The sequence below is a fragment of the Streptomyces sp. NPDC088387 genome (assembly GCF_044753385.1).
In the GTDB taxonomy this organism is placed as follows: domain Bacteria; phylum Actinomycetota; class Actinomycetes; order Streptomycetales; family Streptomycetaceae; genus Streptomyces.
On sequence record NZ_JBIVNC010000015.1, the window covers coordinates 59,364 to 82,130 of the forward strand.

A 22,767-nucleotide genomic window follows, 5' to 3' on the forward strand; every position below is an offset into this window, starting at 1 on the left:
AGTACTCAACCACTCACATGTGTGAGTTGTCAACCACACTCTTCACCGGGATGTGGCCCGGGCTCGGCGTTCCGCCTTCACCGGCCGCCCGCGCCGCGCCGCGAACCCGCACGGGAACCCCGTACCGCCCACGCCCGAGCCGTGAGGCGGACGGATCCACTCGTGTCCCTCGGCAGCGAGGCGTCCAGCGCCGTGCGCACCCGGTCGCGGGCCGCCGGACTCAGCGACGCCAGATAGCCGGGTGCGGGCCCCTGTCCCGCGAGGAACGGCTCCCACAGGTCGGCGAAGCCCGTGAAGACGGTCGGGACCTCGACGGGCATGGTGGCCACGTCGACCAGCCCCGCCCCGGCCCACAGCTCACGCAGCCGTTCGGGTCCCCACGCCGCGAACCTGCGCCGCTCGTCCAGCCCCGCCGCCGACGGATCCACCGCCACCGCCGCGTCCCAGAACCGCCCCAGGAAAGCCATGCCCCCCGCGTAGTCCCACACATACGCGGCGACCGTGCCGCCGGGGCGTACGACCCGCGCCATCTCGGCCACACCGGCGGCCGGTTGTGCCAGGAAGTTCAGGGTCAGCGCGCTGACGGACACGTCACAGGCGCCGTCCCGCACGGGAAGCGCGCCCGCGTCCGCCACCACGAAGTGCGCCCCGCCGCCGACCGTCGCCCGCGCCGTCGACACAAACCCCTCGGAACGGTCGACGCCCACCAGCGACCCCGGCGCGCACCTGTCCGCCACCACACCCGCGAGCACACCCGTGCCGCACCCCACATCCACCCAGCGCAGCCCCTCCGGGAGGCCGAGCCAAGTGGCCAACTCCCTTGCCGCCAACCGGCTCCAGCGCCCCATGAACCGCTCGTACGGGCCGGCGGTGGCCCACACGTCGTGTCGCGTCTCGTCCCCGGTCATGGCACCACGATCCCCGACAGGGCGGCGCCCCGGCGACCCGACCGGCCGCCGGACGAGTGGCGCGGCTTTGCCGGAACGGCAACAACCTTCGCCCACGATGTGCCGCCGCCGGATGATCGAGGAGACGGACCGCGCGGCCGACCGCACCGGTTCCGTCGTCACGTACGCCGCCCTGGGAGGACCCATGACGCAGACACCCGCCCCCGGCCCCAGGCACCGCCTGGTGCCCTCACCCGCAGGCCGCACACATCTGGTGGAACAGGGGAGCGGCCCGCTGGTGCTGCTTGTGCACGGCTTCCCGGAGAGCTGGTACGCCTGGCGCCACCAACTGCCCGCACTGGCCGCCGCCGGCTACCGCGCGGCGGCGCTCGACGTCCGCGGCTACGGCCGCTCCTCCCGTCCGGACGCGGTCGACGCGTACCGGCTGCGGGATCTCGTCGACGACAGCGTCGCCGTCGTCGAGGCCCTCGGCGAGCGCTCCGCCGTGATCGTCGGGCACGACTGGGGCGCGAACATCGCCGCCACCTCCGCGCTCCTGCGGCCGGACGTCTTCCGCGCGGTCGGACTGCTCAGCGTGCCGTACACCCCGCCCGGCGGCCCCCGGCCGAGCGAGATCTTCGCAGGCATGGGCGGCGGGGAGGAGTTCTACGTCTCCTACTTCCAGACCCCGGGCCGGGCCGAGGCGGAGATCGAACCCGACGTGCGCGGCTGGCTCGCCGGTTTCTACGCCGCCCTGTCCGCCGGCACCATGCCCGCGCCCGGCGCCCCCGACCCGCACTTCGTCACGCCGGGCGGGACCCTGCGCGACCGGTTCCCGGACGGACGGCTGCCGGACTGGCTCGGCGAGCGGGAACTCGACGTGTTCGCCGGGGAGTTCGAGCGGACCGGGCTGACCGGCGCGCTCAACCGGTACCGCAACATGGACCGCGACTGGGAGGACCTGGCCGACCACGCCGGTGCCCCGGTCATCCAGCCGTCGCTGTTCGTCGGCGGTGGCCTGGACGCCTCGCTCGCCTGGCTGTCCGACGCGGTGAAGGCGTTCCCCGTCACCCTGCCCGGCCTCTCCGGGTCGCACATCCTGGAGGACGCCGGTCACTTCGTGCAGCAGGAACGGCCGGACGAGGTCAGCCGGCTGCTCGTGGACTGGCTCGACTCACTGGACCAGGCCGGTCCGACCTAGGCGGAGTCGCGTACGACCAGGTGCGGCTCGAAGACGACCGACGTCGGCTCGGTGCGCAGCCCGTGGATGTGCTCGTCGAGCAGGCGGGCCATCTCCGTCGCCATCTCCTCGACCGGCTGGCGGACCGTGGTCAGCCGGGGCCGGCAGGTCACGGCGACGCTGGAGTCGTCGAAGCCGACGACCGCGACGTCCTCGGGCACCCGGCGCCCGCGGTCCCGCACGATCTGGCAGGCGCCCTGCGCCATGAGGTCGTTGGCGGCGAACACCCCGTCCGTGCCGGGGTGGCGGGCCAGCAGGTCCGACATGGCGGCGAGACCGCTGGCCAGGGTGAACCCGCCCTCGGCGACCGGCACGTGCGAGTGCCCGTGGCGGGCGAGCGTGTCACGGAACCCGGCGAGTCGTTCCCGGCTCGCCGGCACGTCCAGGGGGCCGCAGATCGTGGCGGGCCGGCGGCAGCCGCGGGCGAGGAGATGCTCGGCGGCGAGGCGTCCGCCGTCCCGGTGCGCCAGGTCGACGTGGCTGAGCGGGACCGGGCGGGAGGGGCGGGCGAAGAGGACGGCGGGCAGACGGGCCTCGGCGAGCAGGGCGGGCAGCGGGTCGTCGGAGTGGGTGGAGACCACCAGGGCGCCGTCCGCGCGACCTTGGCGCAGATACGTCAGCACCTCCTCCCGCGCCTCCGCGGACTCGGCGAACATCAGCACGGGGTGCATCGAACGGGGGCGCAGAAAGCCCACGATCCCGCCGACGACCCGCCCGAAGAAGGGGTCCGCGAACACCCGGGTGGCGAAGGCGTTCTGGGCTGCGTCCGTGACGTCCCCGGCGCCGGACACCACCAGGGCGACCGTCTCGGCCCGCCGGGTCACCAGGGAGCGGGCGGCCCTGTTGGGCGCGTAACCGGTCCGCTCGATGGCGCGCCGGACCACTTCCTGTATCTCCGGATCGACGTTGCGCACGCCGTTGACGACCCGGGACACGGTCGCCCGGGAGACGCCGGCCTCACGGGCGACGTCCTCCAGTGTCGGGGCCTGTCTGCTCATGCGGGCACCCTAACGGACCTGCGGGATCCGGCAGTAGAGCGCTCTCCCGGAGCGGGGCCGTACGCTCCGGGAGAGGCCCGTCCGTCAGGCGTAGACGCCGAACTCGTACAGCGAGTACCCCCAACCGGTGCCCCGTACCGTGCCGTTGACGCGGACGTAGCGGCCCGTGCCGGTGATGTCCAGGCTGTCGATCCCTCCGTTGCCGTCGGTCACCGTGCGTACGGTCTGCCAGTTCTGGCCGTCGTCCGAGGTCTGGACGGTGTACGCCCTGGCGTACGAGGCCTCCCAGGACAACTGGACGTGCCGGAACGTGGTGCGGGTGCCGAGATCGACCTGGAGCCACTGGGGGTCGCTCCAGTCGCTGGCCCACCGGGTGGCCTGGTCGCCGTCCACCGCGTTGGCGGCCGGGCACGGGCAGTCGCCGTAACTCGCCTGGTAGGACGAGGCGGTGACGGGTCTGCCGCGTGCCACGTTGGTGCCGGACGGCACCGGCGGGACGACCCGGATGGAGCGGGTCTCCACACCGACGTTGCCCCGGCCGTCCGTCGCCTTGACGTAGATCTTCCAGACGCCCGGCCGGTCGGGCGCGGTGACTCTGAGACGGCCACCGCCCAGGTCGGTGGCGGGCAGCGGGGCCAGGTACTTGCTCTGGTCGACGTAGTTGCTGTTGGCGAGGACCTCGTACGAGAGCCGGTCGCCGTCGGGGTCGGTGGCCCGCACGGACACCACGAGCTCGCGTCCGGCCTGCACCTGCCCGGCGCCGCCCTCCACGGTCAGGTCGGAGACGACGGGCGGGGTGTTGTCGCGGCCGGTGTCACCGCCGTAGGCCCGCTTCACCGCGTAGTACGACAGCCGCTTCTCGCCCGCGGGCAGCAGGTTGAACCAGATGCCGCCGAAGTCGTACTCGGTGCCGTAGTGGAACATCGTGGCCCCGAGTGCGACCCCCGTGTGCCCGGTGACGCAGTTCCAGGCGCGGGTGTAGCCGTCGGCCTTGGCCTGGTCGGAGGGTTCCAGCGGCACACCGTTGGCGTCGTCGGGGACCTCCCACTCGCCCGCCGGACCGGCCTCGGTGACGATGTAGGGCTTGGTGTAACCCCCTTGCTGCCAGGCGGACCTGATGTCGCAGACCGCGTTGTAGGCGTTTACGGCGTACAGGTCGAGGTCCGGCGCGTTCCTCTTGTAGTAGGGCCAGGCGCCGACCCAGGCGTCGGTCGACGTGACCGGGTGGTTGGGGTCGACGGCGTGGATCCTCCGGGTGATGTCGTTGACGAAGGTGGTGTAGGCGTTGCGCTGGCGCTCCAGCTCGTCGCCGCTGTAGCAGTTCTGGAGCCCGAGGACCGACTCGTTGCCGACGTCCCACATGAGTACACCGGGATGGTCCTTGTAGGTCTGGACCCACCTGGGGAACTCGTCGAGCATCTGGTTCTTGTAGGCGGTGTCGGTCAGGTAGTCGACGCAGCCGCCGCTGCCGGGCCCGCCGCCCGGCTGGAGCCACAAGCCCGCGACGACCTTGATGCCGTGGGCGGCCGCCGAGTCGAACAGCGGCCTGCTGCCGGCGTCGGTGCCCCAGGTGCGGATCGTGTTGACGCCCATGGACCTGAGGTCCGGCATGTACCGCCCGGCGTCCGCGGCACTCGGGCCCCAGGTCAGCCCTTTGACCTGGTACGGCTGCCCGTCGACCGTCAGCTGCCAGGCGCCCTGGCCGCCGGTGACCCGGACGACGCTGCCCGCGGCGTGCGCCCGGGCGGCGGGCAGGGCGGCGAGGAGGCCGGCCGCCAGGACTCCGGCGAGCAGCGGTGCGGCGATACGCCGGGTGCGGACGTGAGCGCCCGTGCGGGGTGTCACTGGTGAGCCCCTCACGGGAGTCGGTACTGCTCGTTGAGGGCGGCGCCCGCCTCCGGGTGGGTCTCGTCGTAGCCGCGCGCGTTGCACTGAAGCCCGCCGACGACACAGTGGTCGACCAGCGCCCTGAGCGTGCGGTCGTCCCAGGCGTTGAAGAAGTCGTAGTGGAAGCTGTGGCCCGTTCCGCTGGACAGGCGGACCTGCGACATGTCCCCGTTGACGGGGAACGCCATCTTGAACTCGATCATCGGCAGTGCCACGGGGTGACTGGCCGGGCACATGTTGTCGTTGGTGCCGGGCTCGACCACCGGGTAGGACATGTGGCTCTTGTGGTCGGGGGTGTCGAGGCTCCTGCCGTCCCAGCAACTGGGCGCCTGGAAGCGGATGTTGAGCTGGACGTCCGGGCGGCTCGGACAGGACGCCGGGATCTCGGTGTTGAAGAAGCTGTCACCGCACTCCCAGCCCTCGACGAAGCCGGGGTGGCGCCGGAACTCCTCGGCGCTCTGCGTGGGGCTGCCGACCACGAAGCGCAGGCCCTTGGGGAAGGGCCGGACACTCGTGTAGTCGGTGACGCCGGCCTTGTAGTAGATGACCTGCGGGCCGACGGGCAGGACCTGCCGGTCGCCGTTGTAGAGCGTGGGCATCCAGTAGCCGGAGAGGTCGCCGGGGGCCTTGCACCTGGTGGTACCGGCCGACAGCGAGGCGGTGGTGCTGTTCGCGTCGGTCGAGGTGTTGCCCATGAACGTGTGGTCGTGGGACTTGCCCGGCTGCTGCGGGTAGACGATGGGATCGTCCGGCCTGGTGTGGGTGACCGAGCAGTTGGCCTGGAACTCGTGGAAGTAGCGGTGCGGCGGGTTCTGCGCGGACGGCGTCACGCCGGTGACCGGCGGGTTGGCGGGGATGTAGCCGTCGCCGTCCGGGTCCTCCGGCGAGTCGGCCACGGACGCGGCCATCGCGTGGCCCGAGTGGGTCGCCGCGAAGGACTTCGCGGCGGCGCTGTGCGGTGCGGGTGGCCCGGCGCTGATCGCGATGCCGCCGAGGCCGAACGAGGTCAGCAGGAGCGCGCCGCTGATCAGCGTTGCTGACAGGCCTTTCGATCTCCGTGACATGGAGACCTCCTCCTGAAGGGGGCTGCGGGAGACGGTGGGAGAGCGCTCTCCCGATGGGGAGTGTTGAGGCGATGTCATGTAGGTGTCAAGGGAACTCGCAGAAGTTAAATCAAGGCGTGAACTAAGCCCCACGTCAGGGGCGTCGGGTGGTTGGCGGGGTGCGAGGGCTCGGCGTGGGTCCGCCCGTGGGGTGGGCACAGCGGCTCGGCGTGGGCCCGCCCGCGGTGGAACGTGACGGCTCGGGCGCAGGCCCGCCCAGGGTGGAGCGTGGCGCTCGGGCGTGGGCCCGCCCAGCGGGTCTCTGGGGGAAAACCCCCAGGCAGGACGGAGGGAAGCCGCGTTCCGGGTGGTGCCGGGCCTCCGTAGCGTCGGGGACATGAGGTCAACCACCTGGAGCAGGCCATGATCGAAGCCCGCGGACTGACCAAACGCTACGGGCCCACCGTCGCCGTCGAAGGCCTCGGATTCGAGGTCCGGCCCGGCGCCGTCACCGGGTTCCTCGGCCCCAACGGCTCCGGGAAGTCCACCACCATGCGCATGATCATGGGCCTCGACCGCCCGGACGCCGGCACCGCCCGCATCGACGGCCGGCCCTACGCCGAACTCGACTGGCCGCTGCGGCACGTCGGCGCACTCCTGGAGGCCCGCACCCACCACCCCGGCCGCACCGCCGGGAACCACCTGGCCGCCCTCGCCGCCGCGAACGACATCCCGCGCTCGCGTGTACGGTCCGTGCTGGACACCGTTGGTCTCACCGACGTGGCGCACAAGCGGGCCGGTGGCTTCTCGCTCGGTATGTCCCAACGGCTCGGCATCGCCGCCGCGTTGCTCGGCGACCCGGCCGTCCTCCTCTTCGACGAGCCCGTCAACGGCCTCGACCCCGAGGGTGTGCGCTGGATTCGCACGCTGATGAAGTCCCTCGCCGCCGAGGGCCGCACGGTTCTGCTGTCGAGCCACCTCATCGGCGAAATGGCCCTCACCGCCGACCACTTGATCGTCATCGGCAGGGGCCGGCTGCTCGCCGACACCAGCGTCGCCGAACTGACCGCGGACGGACGGTCGTTGGAGGAGGCGTTCTTCGACCTCACCGGCGACAGTGCGCAGTACCGGGGGACGGCTCCCGATCGACGTACGGGGCCCGACGGACGTACGGCCTCCGAGGGACGTACCGCCGCTGAGGGACGTACCGCTTCTGAGGGGCGTACGGCCTCTGATGGACGTATGGCCCCCGAGGGGCTCGCCACACCCGACCGCACCCGGCCCCGGAGGAATCCATGACCACCGCGCCCACCCTTCCCCGCCTCCCAGCCGGTCGTCACGGTCTTCCGAACGCGGCGCGTATGGAGTGGATCAAGCTGCGCAGCCTGCGTTCGACGTGGTGGGCGATGGCCGCCGCCGTTGTCGCCATGCCGGCCATCGGGATCCTCACCATGGCCAACACCAGGCCGCCCAGCGCGGAGAAGGCGGCCACCTTCGACCCGCTGAACAACGTCCTCGCGGGTGTCGCCCTCGGCCAGCTCCTGATCGGTGTCCTCGGCGTCCTCGTCGTCACCGGCGAGTACTCCTCCGGCGCCATCCGCTCCACCCTCGCCGCCGTCCCGAACCGCCGGACGCTCCTGGCGGCCAAGGCCGGGGTCTTCGGCCTGCTCACCCTGGCCGTTGGTGAACTCGTCGCCTTCGCCACCTTCTTCGCCGGCCGGCTCGCCCTCGACCCGGCGGTGCCCAGTCCCTCCCTCACCGGCCCCGGCGTGCTGCGCGGGGTGCTCCTGGCGGGCGCCTACCTCGCCATGGTCGGACTGCTCGGCGTCGCGGTCGGCGCCGTGCTGCGGCACACGGCGGCGGCCATCGGCACCCTGGTCGGCGCGCTCTACGTCCTGCCCGCCGTGCTCTCCGGACTGACCGGTACCGCCGTCGCCAAGTTCTTCCCCACGATGATCGCGGCCAACTCGCTGGCCGTCTCCAAGCCGGTGGAGGGCTGTCTGTCCCCGTGGACGGGTTTCGCCGTGCTCTGTCTGTACGTGCTCGCCGCCCTCGGGGCGGGTGGATGGCTGCTGGTGCGGCGTGACGCGTAAGGACCCCTTCCGCAGGGCGCCGCGGGGTGCGCCCTGCGTCCCGCGGTGCGCCCCGGCTTTCGGGCCGGCCGCGAGCCGGGACACTGGAACCATGCGGGACACACCGGCGACACCGATGACGCCGACGGTGGCGGCCACCGGGGCTGGGCGGCACCACGCACGTACGACCGTCCGGGAGGTCGTACGGGCGGTGCTGCGGGCGCCGTTCACCGTCCGCGCCTGGGCCGAGGCCGCCTACTGCCTGGCGGCCTTCCCGGTCGCGCTGGTGGGCCTGGTCCTGGTGGTGGTGCTCCTGGCCCTCGGTGGCGGGCTGACGGTCTCGCTCGTGGGTGCCGCGCTCGGTCTGCTGCTGGTCGTCGCCGCGATCCGGCTGGCCCGCGGGTTTGCCTCGGCGCACCGCCGGCTGGCCGCCGGGCTGCTGGGGGAGCGGGTGCGGGCGCCGGAGCCGGTGCGGCCGACGGGTGGGGCGTTCGCGCGGCTCGACGCCCGGCTGCGGGACGCGGCCGGCTGGCGCGCTGTCGTATACGTGCTGGTCAAGCTGCCCGTGGCCGCCTTCGGTCTGTACGCCGTCGCCTGGTGGCTGACCGCGCTGGTCAATCTCTCCGCACCACTGCGCTGGGCCGTCTTCCACCAGCGCCCGGGGGCCGGCGAGTCCGGCGCGCCCACGCTCAGTCCGATCCCGGTCGGTGGCGGCGCCCCGCACAGCACCTCCCTGGCGGACACGTTCGTGGCGGCGGCGATCGGGGCCGCCACCCTGCTGGTCGCACCGTGGTTCACCCGCGGGGTCGTCGCCGTGGACCGCTGGCTGATGCGCGCCCTGCTCGGACCCGGGGAACTCGCCGAGCGCGTACGGGACCTGGAGGAGACCCGTGCCCTCGCCGTCGACGACTCGGCCGCCCGGCTGCGCCGCCTGGAACGCGACCTGCACGACGGCGCACAGGTGCGGCTCGTCGCCCTCGCCATGAGCCTCGACATGGCGAAGGAACGCCTCGGCCCCGACGGAACACCGGTCGACGACCCGGCCGGACTGCGCCGGCTGGTCGACTCCGCGCACCGCAACGCCACCGAGGCGCTGTCCGAACTGCGCGACCTGGCCCGGGGCATCCATCCCCCCGTACTCGACGACGGTCTGCCCACGGCCCTGGCCACGTTGGCGGCCCGCAGTTCCGTGCCCGTCGAGACGGCCGTGGACGTGCCCGAGCGGCCCACGCCGGCCATCGAGTCCCTCGCCTACTTCTGCGCCGCCGAACTCCTCACCAACGTCATCAAGCACAGCGGCGCCCGCCGGGTCGTGCTGTGCGTGACGCAGGAGGACGGGGCGCTGCGGCTGCGCATCACCGACGACGGCCACGGCGGTGCGCGGCCCGGGCCGGGCAGTGGTCTCACCGGTCTGCTGCAACGGGTGCGCACGGTCGACGGCACCCTGGACATCAGCAGCCCCGAGGGCGGTCCGACGGCGGTGACCGTGTCCCTGCCGCCCAGCGCCTGAGAACCCACCCGGGCACAGCGGCCCGGCCCGACCTCTCCGAGGACCGTGAGAGCATGCCACCCATGCGGGTCGTGATCGCCGAGGACGCCGCCGTGCTGCGGGAGCTGCTCGCCCGGATGCTGGCCGAACGCGGGCACGAGGTGTGCGCCGCCGTGGGAGACGCCGAGGCGTTGCGGGCGGCCGTCGCCGAGCACCGGCCGGACGTCACCGTGGTCGACATCCGGATGCCGCCGACCCACACCGACGAGGGCCTGCGGGCCGCGATCGACATCCGTGAGCGCCATCCCGGGACCGGCGTCCTGCTGTTCTCGCAGTACATCGAGACCAAGTACGCCACCCGGCTGCTCGCGGCCGGCTCGGCGGGCGTCGGCTATCTGCTGAAGGACCGGGTCGCCAACGTCGCCGAGTTCACCGACTCCCTCGCCCGCGTCGCGGCCGGCGGCACCGCGCTCGACCCGGAGGTGGTGACCCAGCTCGCCGGTGCGAGCCGCCATCGCGAGGACCTCGCCGCGCTGACGGCACGCGAACGGGACGTACTGGCGCTGATGGCGGAGGGCCGCTCGAACGCGGCCATCGCGCAGACCCTGGTCGTCTCCGCAGGCACGGTCGAGAAGCACGTGGCGTCGATCTTCGCCAAGCTGGGACTGCCGCCGTCGGAGGACGCCAACCGGCGCGTGCTCGCGGTACTGCGCCACCTCGGCGCCTGAGCGGCGACGGCCCTCGGCCCGCGAGGGCCCTCACCGCGCGACCCGGTCCGCCCGTGCCGCGATCGCCTCCAGCATGAGGTCCAGCGCGAAGCGGAAGTTGGCCTCCTCCTCCACCGACGCCAGGTGCGGGGCCGCCGCCGCGAGGTGCGGATGGGTGTCGGCCGGGACGGCCGCGTAGACGCCCGACCAGGCGGACTCGTCCTTGGTGCGGGTCTGGACGTCGAGCGAGGCGTACGTGGCGTCCATGCAGGACCAGGCCAGCATGAAGTCCACGAGGGCCCGGTAGTGCAGGACCGCCTGCTCGGGCGGGAAACCCGCCTCGGCGAGGGCACCGAGGAACATGTCGATCGCCCGCATCTCGGCCGGCCGGCGGGTGATGCGCACGGTGGTGAGCACCGCGACCTGCGGATGCGCCAGATACACCTGGTGCGCCCGCACACACAGGCCCCGCAGCGTCTCACGCCAGTCGTCCGACGGGTCGTAGCCGTCCAGGCTCTCCTCCAGGAGCTTGTCGGCGACGGCCAGCAGCAGCTCGTCCTTGTTGCGGAAGTGCCGGTACAGGGCCGTCGGGTCCGCGCCCAGGTGCGCGCCGATCCGGCGGAAGGTGAGCGCCTCGGCGCCCTCGGTGTCCAGCAGTTCCAGACAGGCCTCGACGATGCGCTCGGGGCTGAGGGAGGCCCGGGGCCGCCCCGAGACCGTTCTGCCGCCCCCGGCCGCGCCGGCCCGTCCGTTCGCCCGTGCCGCCACCGTTTCGCTCCCCTCGTCGGACGCGTCCATTGTGCCGTGCCGCGTCGATGCGGCGCCCACCTGCGGGGAGCCCTCTGTAAATGACGTTGTCAACGCTGTTGACTCCGTGGTCGGGGAACTGCCACGCTGCCGCCACCGCCCGCGCCGGCCGTTTGTGTCCGCACTTCCGCGAGCAGAGGAGAAGCCCGTGCCCGGTCAGTCCCCAGGACCAGCCCAGCCGCCGCCCGTCGTACCCCGCACCGCATCCCGCACCGCACCGCCCGGCTCCCCGCCGGAGCCGCGCGCGATGCCCAAGGTGCTCGGGGTGCGGGACGGCGTGGTGCTCTCGCTGTCCAACATCAGCCCGACCTTCAGCATCGGCATCGGCCTGGGCGTCATCGGCGCGGCCGTCGGCGTGGGGATCCCCGCCGCGTTCCTGGTCGCCCTGCTGCCGATCCTGGGCATCGCCCTGGCCTACGCCAGGCTGAACCGGCGCGAGCCGAACTGCGGCACCGCCTACGTGTGGGTCGGCAGGGCGGTCGGACCGCTGCCCGGCTGTCTGATCGGCTGGGGCGCGGTGGTCACCCAGGTGCTGTTCCTGTCGTACGCCGTCCCGCTGGCCGGCCAGTACACGCTGCTGTCACTGGACTCCCTCGGTGTGCACCGGCTTGCGGGGCTGAACCCCGGCGACCCGCCGGTCGCGGCCACACTGGCCGTAGGTCTTCTCGTCCTGGCGGGTCTCACCGCGATGGCGATCGTCGGTGTCGAGGTGGCCGCCCGCTTCCAACTCATCCTGCTCGTCGCCGAGTTCGCCGTGCTGCTGGCGGTGTGCGGCTGGGCCGTCGTGGCGGGGGACGCGGCCGCGTTCGACCCGGACTGGTTCTCACCGGCCGTGTTCTCCTCGCCGTCGGTGATGGCGACCGGAGTACTGCTCGCGGTGTTCATGTACTGGGGCTGGGAGGCCGCCTTCTCGGTGACCGAGGAGAACACCGACGCCCGTACGTCGGCCCGCGCCGGCCTGTGGTCCCTCGCCGCGGTGGCGGCGCTCTTCCTGTTCGCCTCCACGGCCTTCCAACGCGCCCTGACACCGGAGGAGTTGGCGGCCAACGGCGAACGCGGACTGCCCTACCTCGGTGAACTCGCAGCGGGCGGCTTCGGCCGCGGCGTCACCACCGTCGTACTGCTCTGCTCGATCGTCGCCTGTGTGCAGTCCGTACTGATCGGCACCGCCCGCCAGACACTAGCCATGAGCCGCGACGGTGTGCTCGGCCCCGGCTGGGCGGCCCTGCACCCGCGCCGCCGCACCCCGCACCTGTCGACCCTGCGGATCGCCGCATGCGCCGCCGTCCTCGCGGTGCTCTCCGCCGGACTCGGCAGCCTCCAGGACATCGTCGTCGGCGCCGTCACCTCGGTCGGCATCCTGATCTCGCAGTACTACGCGTTCGCCGCGCTGGCCTGCGCCCTCACCTTCGCCCCGGAGGCGCGCGACAGTGTGCGCGCGCTGCTGGTGACCGTCGTGGGCCCGCTGCTCAGCGGTCTCGCGCTGCTCGGCCTCGGCTGCTACATGGTCTACACGCTGTGGACCTCGACCGACGAGTTCGCCTTCGCCGCGGACAACGGCCGCTTCCTGACCCTCGTGCCGCTCGTCATCCTGGCCACCGGGGTGCCGGCCGCGTACTGGGCGAAGTACCGGCGCCGAGCGGCCTACTTCGTACGGGACCGACCCGCACCGCACACCCTTTCCACGGCCGGACCCCGACCACCGGCAGCCCCCACCTCAGGAGGAAGCACCCCATGACCCAGGCAGACCTCGTCCTCACCTCCGGCCACGTGATCACGGCCGACCCGTCCCACCCGCGCGCCACCACCGTGGCCGTGACGGGGGACCGGATCGTCGCGGTCGGCGGCGACGAGGTCCGCGCACTCGCCGGGCCCCGGACACGCGTCGTGGACCTGGGCGGACGGGCCCTGCTGCCGGGCTTCCAGGACGCCCATGTGCACGCCGTGTTCGGCGGCCTCGAACTGGGCGCCTGCGATCTGACCGGGACGACCGACCTGGGCGAGTACCGCCGCCGGATCACCGCGTACGCCGCCGCGTTCGACGGCGGGTGGATCACCGGTGGCGGCTGGTCGATGGAGAGCTTCCCCGGCGGTGTGCCCACCCGGCAGCTGCTCGACGAACTGGTCCCCGACCGCCCGGCCCTGCTGCTGAACCGCGACCACCACGGCGCCTGGGTCAACACCCGCGCCCTGCACCTGGCCGGCGTGACCGCACGGACCCCCGACCCGGCCGACGGACGGATCGAGCGCGAACCCGACGGCACCCCGTCGGGCATGCTCCAGGAGGGCGCGATCGCAATCGTCGGCCGGCTCACCCCCGAACCCACGGCCGACGACCTGCTCACCGCACTGCTGCGCGCCCAACGGCTGCTGCACTCGTACGGCATCACCGCCTGGCAGGACGCACTGCTGGGGGAGTACGGCGGCCACCCCGACGTCTCCGGCGCCTACCGCACCGCCGCCGAACGCGGCCTGCTCACCGCCCGTGTCGACGGCGCCCTGTGGTGGGACCGCGAGGCGGGCGCCGAGCAGATCCCCGACCTGGTCCAGCGCCGCAAGAGCCTGGCCCACGGCCGCTTCCGCGCCGACACCGTCAAGATCATGCAGGACGGAATCGCCGAGAACCACACCGCCGCGATGACCGCCCCGTACAAGGACGCGTGCGGCTGCGCCACCACCAACTCCGGTGTCAGCTTCGTCGATCCGCGCGAACTGGCGGCATACGTCACCGAGCTCGACTCCCTCGGCTTCCAGGTCCACTTCCACGCCCTCGGCGACCGGGCGGTGCGTGAGGCACTGGACGCCCTGGCCGCCGCCCGCACCGCCAACGGCCCCCGCGGCAACCGGCACCACCTCGCCCATCTCCAGGTCGTCCACCCCGACGACGTACCGCGCTTCGCCGCGCTCGACGCGGTCGCCAACCTGCAACCCCTGTGGGCGGCCCACGAGCCGCAACTGGACGAACTCACCACGCCGTTCCTCGGCGACGGACTCGCCGCCCGCCAGTACCCGTTCGGGGACCTGCACCGCGCCGGCGCCCGGCTCGCCGCGGGCAGCGACTGGCCGGTCAGCTCCGCCGATCCGCTCCAGGGCATCCACGTGGCGGTCAACCGAGTCCTGCCCGGCGCCGGCGCACCGCCCTTCCTGCCGGACCAGCGCCTCGACCTGACGACCGCGCTCACCGCGTACACGGCGGGCTCCGCCCATGTGAACGGCCTCGACGACACCGGCGTGCTGCGCCCCGGCGCGCTGGCCGACCTGACCGTCCTCGACCGGATTCCCTACGACGTGGACCCGGCGGAACTCGGCGGGCTGCGGGTGGAGGCCACGTATGTGGGCGGGGAGATCGTCCACGGAGAGCTGGACTCGTGACAAATCCGGAAAAACCAACCCTCCGTCCGCTCAGAAACGGTCGCCGGTTAGCATATGAGCGCCTCCTAGCTCGAAAGATATGCCTGTGACTGTCAATGACGACTCGTTCACCAACTGGAAGAACCGTGAGGAGATCGCGGAGTCGATGATCCCGATCATCGGGAAGCTGCACCGCGAGCAGGACGTGACCGTCCTGCTGCACAGCCGCTCCCTGGTGAACAAGTCGGTGGTCAGCATCCTCAAGACCCACCGGTTCGCCCGCCAGATAGCCGGCGCGGAACTCTCGGTCACCGAGACCCTCCCGTTCCTCCAGGCGCTCACGACGCTCGACCTCGGTCCGTCCCAGATCGACCTTGGAATGCTCGCCGCGACCCACCGGGCCGACGACCGGGGCCTGTCGGTCGCCGAGTTCACCGCCGAGGCGGTCGCCGGTGCCACCGGCGCCAACAAGATCGAGAGCCGTGAGCCGCGCGATGTCGTGCTCTACGGCTTCGGCCGGATCGGCCGGCTCGTCGCCCGGCTGCTCATCGAGAAGACCGGCTCCGGCAACGGTCTGCGGCTGCGGGCCATCGTGGTGCGCGACAGCGGCGGCCAGGACATCGTCAAGCGGGCCTCGCTGCTGCGCCGCGACTCCATCCACGGACAGTTCAACGGCACGATCACCGTCGACGAGGCGAACAGCACGATCGTCGCCAACGGCAACGAGATCAAGGTCATCTACGCCGACGACCCGTCCGCCGTGGACTACACGGAGTACGGCATCAGGGACGCCATCCTCATCGACAACACCGGCAAGTGGCGCGACCGGGAGGGCCTCTCGCAGCACCTGCGCCCGGGGATCGACAAGGTCGTCCTCACCGCCCCCGGCAAGGGCGACGTCCCGAACATCGTGCACGGCGTCAACCACGACATGATCAAGCCGGACGAGCGGATCCTGTCCTGCGCGTCCTGCACCACCAACGCGATCGTGCCGCCGCTGAAGGCGATGGACGACGAGTACGGGGTGCTGCGCGGGCACGTGGAGACCGTCCACTCGTTCACCAACGACCAGAACCTGCTGGACAATTACCACAAGTCGGAGCGGCGTGGCCGCTCGGCGCCGCTCAACATGGTCATCACCGAGACGGGCGCGGCCTCGGCCGTCGCCAAGGCGCTGCCCGACCTCAAGGCGAGGATCACCGGCAGCTCGATCCGTGTTCCGGTCCCGGACGTGTCGATCGCCATCCTCAATCTCCAGCTGGCCACCGAGACCAGCCGCGAGGACGTCCTCGACCACCTGCGCGAGGTCTCGCTGACCTCGCCGCTCAAGCGCCAGATCGACTTCATCAGCGCCCCCGACGCGGTCTCCAGCGACTTCATCGGCTCACGGCACGCCTCGGTCGTGGACGCGGGCGCCCTCAAGGTCGAGGGCGACAACGCGATCCTCTACCTCTGGTACGACAACGAGTTCGGCTACTCCTGCCAGGTCGTCCGCGTCGTCCAGCACGTCTCGGGCGTCGAGTACCCGACCTATCCCGCGCCGGTGGCCGGCTGACGGCACCACCGAAGGGCCTCCCCCTGCCGACCGGCGGGGGAGGCCCTTTTCTGTGCCCCTGCGGGCCGACTCCTCTGTTCCGTGATCCGGCCCGGTAGTACTGTGTGCCGCGATCAGCTCGCTAAAGCGTCAACTCATATACCACGTACATCTGTTGCTCCAGATTTCCCTTTTTCCGCGGCGGTGTGAAACAGGTGAGGTGCTGATGGGTCAGTGGCGGAAATGAGGGCTTCGACCCCTGCACGCGATGTCGACGCCGTCATCCGATCCGACTCCGGACTGCTCTCGGCGGACCTCGAACAGCTCCTGCGGGTCGCCGCCGGCACGGTCGTCGACCCCGGGGTCCCGGGCTTCGATCCGGCGAACCCCGTGCTGGAGGACGCGCTGCGGCTGGCGCTCCAGGCTCCCAACGCCGACGCGTTCGCGATCGACCACGCCCGGTTCCTCGAACCTCGGCCCGGCAGCGCGGGGACCGCCGACGCCGCGGGGCCCGCCCGGTCCGGTCCGCCGGCCGACGGCGTGCGGCCCTCCACGGTGTACTGGGCGTACCGCAACTACCGCGGCTTCGACCCGAGCGACGAGACGGGCGCGGACTTCGCCACCGTCCGCCGGGTGGCCGCGTCGGCACGCCTGCTGATGAAGGCCGCCGTCATCATCGACGACGTCCAGGACGGCAGCGACATACGGTTCGGCAGGCCCGCACTGCACATCACCCACGGCGTTCCACTCGCCCTCAACACCGCCTGCTGGATGATGACGACCGCGTTCCAGCACGTAGAACACTCCGAAGCCGCCCACTACATGATCGGCGCGGCCCGCAACGGATTCACCGGCCAGGCACTCGACATGTCGACGCGACTGCCGGAGATCAAGCGGAACCTGGCGAAGGCGTCCGGCGAGTCGCGCATCGACTTCTGGAAGTCGGTGGCCGCGCTCAAGACCTCGACACTGCTCCAACTACCGGTGAACGCGGCGGCCTTGGCACTCGACGTGCCGGATAAGGAACGTGCCCTGCTCGACGAGAGCATGCATGTCATGGGAGTGGCCGGCCAACTCCTCAACGACCTGGTCGACTTCCTTCCCCGCTACGGCGGCGCGAACAGCTTCTCCGACTTCAAGGGGCTGAAGAACCGGGTCCTCCTGGAGCTGCTGGCCACACACCCCTCCGAGATCTCTCCCGCCGAGATGACGCCGGAGGAACTCAGAACCTTCGCGCTGAACCATCCACGGCTTCCGTCGGTGATGCTCCGGCTGGCCGACGACGCCGTCCGACTCAAGCAGACGGCGAAGGACCAGGTTTTCACGCTGTGCCGTACTCCGGAGAGCGCGACGTATTTCGACACGGCCATCGAACGGGTCGGCCACCACATCAACATGGTCGCCGAGCGGCTGCACTCCGCCCCGTCGTTCGACGCGCTCCTCAGGCCCCCGGCGAAGGCTGAGTGAGTCCGCCTGGAGGGAGCAGGACGTCGGGCTGCTCCACCGTCACGTCTCAGCACGTCATCGGCGCACGGGGGGAGCCTGCACCGACCGACCGGTGCGTCCCCGGCGCGCGTCCTCGCGTCCCGCGCGGCATTCTGAGGGGACCGGTACGAGCCTCCACATCCGGAGCCGGAGGGACTCGTGGACTTCGACACCGTGGCGGACGAGCTGTACGGGCTGCGGCCGGAGGAGTTCACCGCGGCCCGGGACGCGCACGCGGCGGCGGCCCGCAAGGCCGGTGACCGCGACCTGGCGCAGCGGATCGCCGGGCTGCGCCGGCCGAGCCGGTCGGCCTGGGCCGGCAATCTCCTGGTCCGCCGGTCGCCCGAGGAGGTCGAGGCGCTGCTCCGGCTGGGGGAGAGCCTGCGCCGGGCCTACCAGGACCTGGACCGCGAGCGGCTGCGCGAACTGACCGGTGGCCGGCGGGCCCTGGTCGGCGCCCTGTCCCGGCAGGCCGGACAGTTCGCCGCCGAGCAGGGCCACCCGATCAGTGAGACGGCCCGGCAGGAGGTCGAAGCCACCCTGCGGGCCGTCCTCGCCGACGCACGGGCCGCCGAGGAATGGTCGGTCGGTCGGCTCACCAAGCCCCTCGACGCGGCCGTCGGCTTCCCGGCCGTCGACGAGGGGGCCGTACGACGTACGGCGTCGGCGCCCCCTCAGGAACCTGCTCCGGCGCGCCCGGCCTCGGCGTCCGCTCCAGCACGTCCGGCATCGGCATCCGCTTCGGCCCGTACGGCCTCGGCGTCTGCTCCCGCGCGGTCCGGGCCGACTCCGCGCAAGGGCGGCTCGTCCGGGGACGGGGACGGGGACAGGGACAGGGACGGGCGTGGTGGCCGGCTGCTGCGGGCTGCCGAGGAGAAGCGGCGCGACCGACAGGCGCGGGCTCGGCAGGACGCCGAGGACGCCGGGCGCGAGCTGCGCGATGCCGAGACGGCGGCGAAGACGGCAGGTCAGGAGGCCGCCGATGCCAAGGAGCATGCCGAGGGGCTGCAACGGCGGATCAAGGCGCTGGCGGCCGAGCTGCTGAGTACCGAAGAGGCGCACCGTACGGCCCGTGCGGCCGAGCGCCGGGCCCGTGAGCGGGTGCGCGAGGCCGACCGGCAGGTCCGGGAGGCCGGACGGCGGGCACGGACGGCGACGGCGAGAGTCGAGGCGTTGAAGAAGCGGGACGGGTAACTCCTGAACCAGGAACACATTGGCTTTTGCCTAAAGCTATTAGGCATGTGCATAATGTTCATCGGTTTCCGGGAGGAGAAGCAGTGGCACGCGCAGGGCTCACCGTCGAGCGGCTGACACAGGCCGGGGCGGAGCTGGCCGACGAGGTGGGCTTCGACCAGGTGACGCTGTCGGCGCTGGCCAGACAGTTCGACGTCAAGGTCGCCAGCCTGTACTCGCACCTGAAGAACTCCCAGGACCTCAGAACGAAGATCGCCCTCTTCGCCCTGGAGGAGCTGGCCGACCGCGCTTCGGCGGCCCTCGCGGGCCGGGCCGGCAAGGACGCGCTCGCCGCCTTCGCCGACGTCTACCGCGACTACGCCCGCGCACACCCCGGCCGCTACGACGCGACCCGGCTGCGGCTCAGCCCCGAGGCGGCGGCCGTCAGCGCGGGCGGCCGGCACTCGCAGATGACCCGGGCGATCCTGCGCGGCTACGACCTCACCGGACCGGACCAGACACACGCCGTCCGGCTGCTGGGCAGCGTCTTCCACGGCTACGTCAGTCTGGAACTGGCGGGCGGCTTCAGCCACAGCGCCCCCGACTCACAGGTGAGCTGGGAACGGATCATCGACGCCCTCGACAGCCTCCTGCGGAACTGGCCCGAGTCCTAGCGGCAGCGCCGAAGCGCACTGTTGGCAGCCTGCCGTACCCCAACACCCCGTCCCGAGCGAGGCACCCACCCCATGGACGCACACCCCACCTGGACCACCACCCCCATCACCGCCGACATCCTGCGCGGCGCGCTCGAACTCGAGGAGACCGTGCACGGTGTGCTGCCGCACCGGCTGCCCGCCTCGGCCCGGGCGCAGAGCCCGGACGGACAGGTCGCCATGGCCGAGGCCCAACCCTCCGGCGTACGCCTGGTCTTCCGTACCGCGGCCACCGCCGTGGAACTGGACACACTGCCGACCAAGCGCGTCTACGTCGGCGCCCCGCCCCGCCCGGACGGCTTCTACGACCTCCTCGTCGACGGCCGGCTGACCGCGCAGGAGCACGCGACCGGAGGCAACGTCCTCACCATCGACATGACCAGCGGCTCGGCCCGGATCGAGCCCGGTCCGCCCGGCACCGTACGGTTCGGCGAACTGCCGGACGGTGAGAAGGACGTCGAGATCTGGCTGCCGCACCAGGAGCTCACCGAGCTGATCGCGCTGCGCACCAACGCCCCCGTGGCACCCGTGCCGGACCGTGGGCGCAAGGTGTGGCTGCATCACGGCAGTTCGATCAGCCACGGTTCCGACGCGGCGAGCCCCACCACGACCTGGCCCGCCCTCGCGGCCTCGCTGGGCGGTGTGGAACTCGTCAACCTCGGCTTCGGCGGCAGCGCCCTGCTCGACCCGTTCACCGCCCGCGTCATGCGGGACACCCCCGCCGACCTGATCAGCGTCAAGATCGGTATCAATCTGGTCAACGCCGATGCGATGCGGATACGGGCCTTCACCCCGGCCGTGCACGGTTTCCTGGACACCATCCGCGAGGGTCACCCCACGGCGCCCCTCCTGGTGATGTCGCCCATCCTGTGCCCCATGCACGAGACGACTCCCGGTCCCAGTGCTCCCGACTTCACCTCCGTCAGTGAGGGAAGGATGCGCTTTGTGGCGGCGGGGGACCCGGCCGAGGTGGTGATGGGAAAGCTGACCCTGAGTGTGATCCGGGACGAGCTGGCCCGGATCGTGGAACAGCGCTCGGCCGCCGATCCCCATCTGCACTACTTCGACGGCCGGGATCTCTACGGCGAGTCCGACACCGCCGGGTTCCCGCTGCCCGACGCGCTCCACCCGGACGCTCCCACCCACCGGCGGATGGGCGAACGCTTCGCCGCGCTGGCGTTCGCCGCGGACGGACCCTTCGCACAGGGCCCCTCCTCGAACGGATCGCATGCGTGAACGCATCGTGTAGGTACGCATCGCGTTCGTGATGTTGAGCAAACCTTTGCCCGTGGCTGGTTATCAACGCCGCAGACCCGGATTCCCGGGCCCGTCGGCTGTTCCGCACGCAAAACGCGGCTGAAATCGCCGGGGTGGACGCGCCGGCGATGTTACGTCCGTGTTGACCCGCCCGGCGGTGAGGAGCACGCTCGAAATATAGATGCCTGATACAACTGGTTCCTTGGGCTCACTCGGGCGTGTCTTTGAAGGCGCAGGTCAGTGCTGTGGTGCCGAGGAACCGCGAGCGGGAGGTTGCACATGTGCGGCATCACGGGCTGGGTCTCCTTCGACCGGGATCTGCGGACCGAGCGCGCGACATTGGATGCGATGACGGAGACCATGGCCTGCCGTGGCCCGGACGACCGCGGTGTCTGGTCCGAGGGTCCCGCCGCCCTCGGACACCGGCGGCTCGCCATCATCGACCTGCCCGGCGGCCGGCAGCCCATGACCGCCGAGACCCCCGACGGCACGGTTGCTCTTGTGTACTCGGGGGAGACGTACAACTTCACCGAACTCCGCCGCGAACTCGGCGACCGGGGGCACCGGTTCACCACCGACTCCGACACCGAGGTCGTGCTGCGCGGCTACCTCGAATGGGGTGACGCCCTGCCCGAGCGGCTCAACGGCATGTACGCGTTCGCCGTCTGGGACGGCCGACGCGACCGGCTGGTGATGGTCCGCGACCGGATGGGCATCAAGCCCTTCTACTACTACCAGACCGCCGACGGCGTCCTGTTCGGCTCCGAACCCAAGGCGATCCTCGCCAACCCGCTGGCCCGCGCCCGCGTTCAACTCGACGGACTGCGCGAGCTGTTCACCATGATCAAGACGCCGGGGCACGCCGTGTGGGACGGCATGCGCGAGGTCGAGCCCGGCACCGTCGTCACCGTCGACCGCACGGGCCTGCGCCGCCGCGCCTACTGGGAGCTGGAGACACGGCCGCACACCGACGACCGGGCCGCCACCATCGGCACCGTACGCGACCTGCTCGACGACATCGTCCGCCGCCAGCTCGTCGCCGACGTGCCCCGCTGCACCCTGCTCTCCGGTGGCCTCGACTCCTCCGCCATGACCGCGCTGGCCTCACGCCAACTCGGCGAACACGGCGAGAAGGTCCGCAGTTTCGCCGTCGACTTCGTCGGCCAGACCGACAACTTCGTCGCCGACGAACTCCGCTCCACCCCCGACATCCCCTATGTGCACGACGTCGCCCGCACCGCGCACACCCAGCACCAGGACATCGTGCTCGACGCCCAGGCGCTCGCCGACCCGGACGTCCGCGCGAAGGTGATCCGGGCCCGCGACCTGCCCGCCGGCTTCGGCGACATGGACGCCTCCCTCTACCTCCTCTTCCGTGCGATCCGGGACCACTCCACGGTCGCCCTGTCCGGGGAGTCCGCGGACGAGGTCTTCGGCGGCTACCTCCAGTTCTTCGACGCGGACGCGCGCAGCGCCGACACGTTCCCCTGGCTGGTCCGCTTCGACCGGCACTTCGGCCGCGACACCGACGTACTGCGCCCCGACCTCGCCACGGCCCTGAACCTGCGCGCCTACATCGCCGACGGCTACCACTCCGCCGTGTCCGCGATCCAACGGCTCGACGGCGAGAGCGACTTCGAGTACCGCATGCGGCAGATCTGCCATCTGCACCTGACCCGCTTCGTGCGTATCCTGCTCGACCGCAAGGACCGCGCGAGCATGGCCGTCGGCCTGGAGGTCCGCGTCCCGTTCTGCGACCACCGGCTCGTCGAGTACGTCTACAACGCGCCCTGGTCCCTCAAGTCCTTCGACGGGCGCGAGAAGAGCCTGCTGCGGGAGGCCACCGCGGACCTCCTCCCCAAGTCCGTCTACGACCGCGTCAAGAGCCCCTATCCCTCCACCCAGGACCCCAAGTACGCGGCCGCGCTGCAACTCCACGCCAAGGACCTGCTCAGCCGCCCCTCCCACCAGGTCTTCGACCTCGTCGACCGCGACCGGGTGCGCCGACTCGCCCATCGCGACGAGCCGATCAGCACGCAGGCGGAGCGACGCGGGCTGGAACGGACGCTCGATCTGGCGCTGTGGCTGGAGATGTACGAGCCGGAACTGGTGCTGGGCTGACGG

Annotated in this window: 18 protein-coding genes; 13 read left to right on the plus strand and 5 right to left on the minus strand. The window is 71.7% G+C overall.

Features of this window, described 5'->3' with window-relative positions:
• Positions 1–77 precede the first annotated feature (77 nt).
• A complete protein-coding gene (locus ACIQAC_RS32095) occupies positions 78–908 on the minus strand; it encodes a class I SAM-dependent methyltransferase (protein ID WP_402197259.1) in 831 nt (276 codons plus the stop codon).
• A 184-nt stretch (positions 909–1,092) separates the two neighbouring features.
• Here ACIQAC_RS32095 and ACIQAC_RS32100 point away from each other — a divergent pair, with 184 nt between their 5' ends.
• On the plus strand, positions 1,093–2,088 hold the full coding sequence (locus ACIQAC_RS32100) for an alpha/beta fold hydrolase (protein ID WP_402197579.1): 996 nt from the start codon (positions 1,093–1,095) through the stop codon (positions 2,086–2,088).
• Here ACIQAC_RS32100 and ACIQAC_RS32105 read toward each other — a convergent pair.
• From ACIQAC_RS32105 to ACIQAC_RS32115, 3 genes are all read right to left on the minus strand, one after another.
• Positions 2,085–3,125, minus strand: coding sequence for a LacI family DNA-binding transcriptional regulator (locus tag ACIQAC_RS32105; protein WP_402197260.1), 1,041 nt, complete (start codon positions 3,123–3,125; stop codon positions 2,085–2,087). The two genes, ACIQAC_RS32100 and ACIQAC_RS32105, sit on opposite strands and share 4 nt — an antisense overlap.
• An 84-nt stretch (positions 3,126–3,209) precedes the next feature.
• Entirely contained in the window at positions 3,210–4,970 is a 1,761-nt protein-coding gene (locus tag ACIQAC_RS32110; protein ID WP_402197262.1) for a discoidin domain-containing protein, read from the minus strand.
• A gap of 11 nt (positions 4,971–4,981) precedes the next feature.
• Complete coding sequence (locus ACIQAC_RS32115) at positions 4,982–6,076, minus strand: DUF1996 domain-containing protein (protein ID WP_402197264.1); 1,095 nt, start codon at positions 6,074–6,076, stop codon at positions 4,982–4,984.
• Between the two features lie 402 nt (positions 6,077–6,478).
• Between ACIQAC_RS32115 and ACIQAC_RS32120 the strand changes: the two genes are divergently transcribed.
• The 4 genes from ACIQAC_RS32120 (at position 6,479) to ACIQAC_RS32135 (ending at position 10,344) form a co-directional block, all read left to right on the plus strand.
• On the plus strand, positions 6,479–7,354 hold the full coding sequence (locus ACIQAC_RS32120) for an ABC transporter ATP-binding protein (RefSeq protein WP_402197267.1): 876 nt from the start codon (positions 6,479–6,481) through the stop codon (positions 7,352–7,354).
• 62 nt (positions 7,355–7,416) lie between these two features.
• Complete coding sequence (locus tag ACIQAC_RS32125; RefSeq protein ID WP_402197269.1) at positions 7,417–8,148, plus strand: ABC transporter permease; 732 nt, start codon at positions 7,417–7,419, stop codon at positions 8,146–8,148.
• Positions 8,149–8,239: 91 nt separating this feature from the next.
• Positions 8,240–9,637: a sensor histidine kinase gene (locus ACIQAC_RS32130; protein WP_402197271.1), complete on the plus strand. Its 1,398-nt coding sequence runs from the start codon at positions 8,240–8,242 to the stop codon at positions 9,635–9,637.
• A gap of 62 nt (positions 9,638–9,699) precedes the next feature.
• A complete protein-coding gene (locus ACIQAC_RS32135) occupies positions 9,700–10,344 on the plus strand; it encodes a response regulator transcription factor (RefSeq protein ID WP_402197581.1) in 645 nt (214 codons plus the stop codon).
• A gap of 30 nt (positions 10,345–10,374) precedes the next feature.
• Here the strand turns inward: ACIQAC_RS32135 and ACIQAC_RS32140 are convergent, their stop codons facing one another.
• The gene (locus tag ACIQAC_RS32140) at positions 10,375–11,091 is read right to left on the minus strand and encodes a TetR/AcrR family transcriptional regulator (RefSeq protein WP_402197273.1); all 717 of its coding nucleotides are present in this window, start codon (positions 11,089–11,091) and stop codon (positions 10,375–10,377) included.
• A gap of 187 nt (positions 11,092–11,278) precedes the next feature.
• On the opposite strand from ACIQAC_RS32140, the gene ACIQAC_RS32145 reads away from it, so the two are divergent.
• The 8 genes from ACIQAC_RS32145 to asnB all read left to right on the plus strand — a co-directional run bounded on the left by ACIQAC_RS32145 (position 11,279) and on the right by asnB (position 22,764).
• A complete protein-coding gene (locus ACIQAC_RS32145; protein ID WP_402197274.1) occupies positions 11,279–12,868 on the plus strand; it encodes an APC family permease in 1,590 nt (529 codons plus the stop codon).
• A complete protein-coding gene (locus tag ACIQAC_RS32150) occupies positions 12,865–14,502 on the plus strand; it encodes an amidohydrolase (RefSeq protein WP_402197275.1) in 1,638 nt (545 codons plus the stop codon). Before ACIQAC_RS32145 ends, ACIQAC_RS32150 begins: the two co-directional genes overlap by 4 nt.
• Positions 14,503–14,587: 85 nt before the next feature.
• Positions 14,588–16,036, plus strand: coding sequence for a glyceraldehyde-3-phosphate dehydrogenase (locus tag ACIQAC_RS32155; RefSeq protein WP_402197277.1), 1,449 nt, complete (start codon positions 14,588–14,590; stop codon positions 16,034–16,036).
• A gap of 222 nt (positions 16,037–16,258) precedes the next feature.
• Positions 16,259–17,482, plus strand: coding sequence for a polyprenyl synthetase family protein (locus ACIQAC_RS32160; RefSeq protein ID WP_402197279.1), 1,224 nt, complete (start codon positions 16,259–16,261; stop codon positions 17,480–17,482).
• Between the two features lie 177 nt (positions 17,483–17,659).
• Positions 17,660–18,694 (plus strand): hypothetical protein, encoded by a 1,035-nt coding sequence (locus ACIQAC_RS32165; protein ID WP_402197281.1) that lies wholly within the window; start codon positions 17,660–17,662, stop codon positions 18,692–18,694.
• An 83-nt stretch (positions 18,695–18,777) separates the two neighbouring features.
• A complete protein-coding gene (locus ACIQAC_RS32170; protein ID WP_402197282.1) occupies positions 18,778–19,347 on the plus strand; it encodes a TetR/AcrR family transcriptional regulator in 570 nt (189 codons plus the stop codon).
• 72 nt (positions 19,348–19,419) lie between these two features.
• A complete protein-coding gene (locus tag ACIQAC_RS32175) occupies positions 19,420–20,622 on the plus strand; it encodes a GDSL-type esterase/lipase family protein (protein WP_402197284.1) in 1,203 nt (400 codons plus the stop codon).
• A 300-nt stretch (positions 20,623–20,922) separates the two neighbouring features.
• The gene (asnB, locus tag ACIQAC_RS32180) at positions 20,923–22,764 is read left to right on the plus strand and encodes an asparagine synthase (glutamine-hydrolyzing) (protein ID WP_402197286.1); all 1,842 of its coding nucleotides are present in this window, start codon (positions 20,923–20,925) and stop codon (positions 22,762–22,764) included.
• Positions 22,765–22,767 lie beyond the last annotated feature (3 nt).

What these genes read in the sequence shown, in the direction of transcription:
- ACIQAC_RS32150 (WP_402197275.1), top strand. Translation starts at nt 12,865, where the DNA reads ATGACCCAGGCAGACCTCGTCCTCACCTCCGGCCACGTGATCACGGCC.
- asnB (WP_402197286.1), top strand. Translation starts at nt 20,923, where the DNA reads ATGTGCGGCATCACGGGCTGGGTCTCCTTCGACCGGGATCTGCGGACC.
- ACIQAC_RS32160 (WP_402197279.1), top strand. Translation starts at nt 16,259, where the DNA reads ATGAGGGCTTCGACCCCTGCACGCGATGTCGACGCCGTCATCCGATCC.
- ACIQAC_RS32105 (WP_402197260.1), bottom strand. Translation starts at nt 3,125, where the DNA reads ATGAGCAGACAGGCCCCGACACTGGAGGACGTCGCCCGTGAGGCCGGC.
- ACIQAC_RS32120 (WP_402197267.1), top strand. Translation starts at nt 6,479, where the DNA reads ATGATCGAAGCCCGCGGACTGACCAAACGCTACGGGCCCACCGTCGCC.
- ACIQAC_RS32130 (WP_402197271.1), top strand. Translation starts at nt 8,240, where the DNA reads ATGCGGGACACACCGGCGACACCGATGACGCCGACGGTGGCGGCCACC.
- ACIQAC_RS32125 (WP_402197269.1), top strand. Translation starts at nt 7,417, where the DNA reads ATGGAGTGGATCAAGCTGCGCAGCCTGCGTTCGACGTGGTGGGCGATG.
- ACIQAC_RS32095 (WP_402197259.1), bottom strand. Translation starts at nt 908, where the DNA reads ATGACCGGGGACGAGACGCGACACGACGTGTGGGCCACCGCCGGCCCG.
- ACIQAC_RS32135 (WP_402197581.1), top strand. Translation starts at nt 9,700, where the DNA reads ATGCGGGTCGTGATCGCCGAGGACGCCGCCGTGCTGCGGGAGCTGCTC.
- ACIQAC_RS32100 (WP_402197579.1), top strand. Translation starts at nt 1,093, where the DNA reads ATGACGCAGACACCCGCCCCCGGCCCCAGGCACCGCCTGGTGCCCTCA.
- ACIQAC_RS32115 (WP_402197264.1), bottom strand. Translation starts at nt 6,076, where the DNA reads ATGTCACGGAGATCGAAAGGCCTGTCAGCAACGCTGATCAGCGGCGCG.
- ACIQAC_RS32175 (WP_402197284.1), top strand. Translation starts at nt 19,420, where the DNA reads ATGGACGCACACCCCACCTGGACCACCACCCCCATCACCGCCGACATC.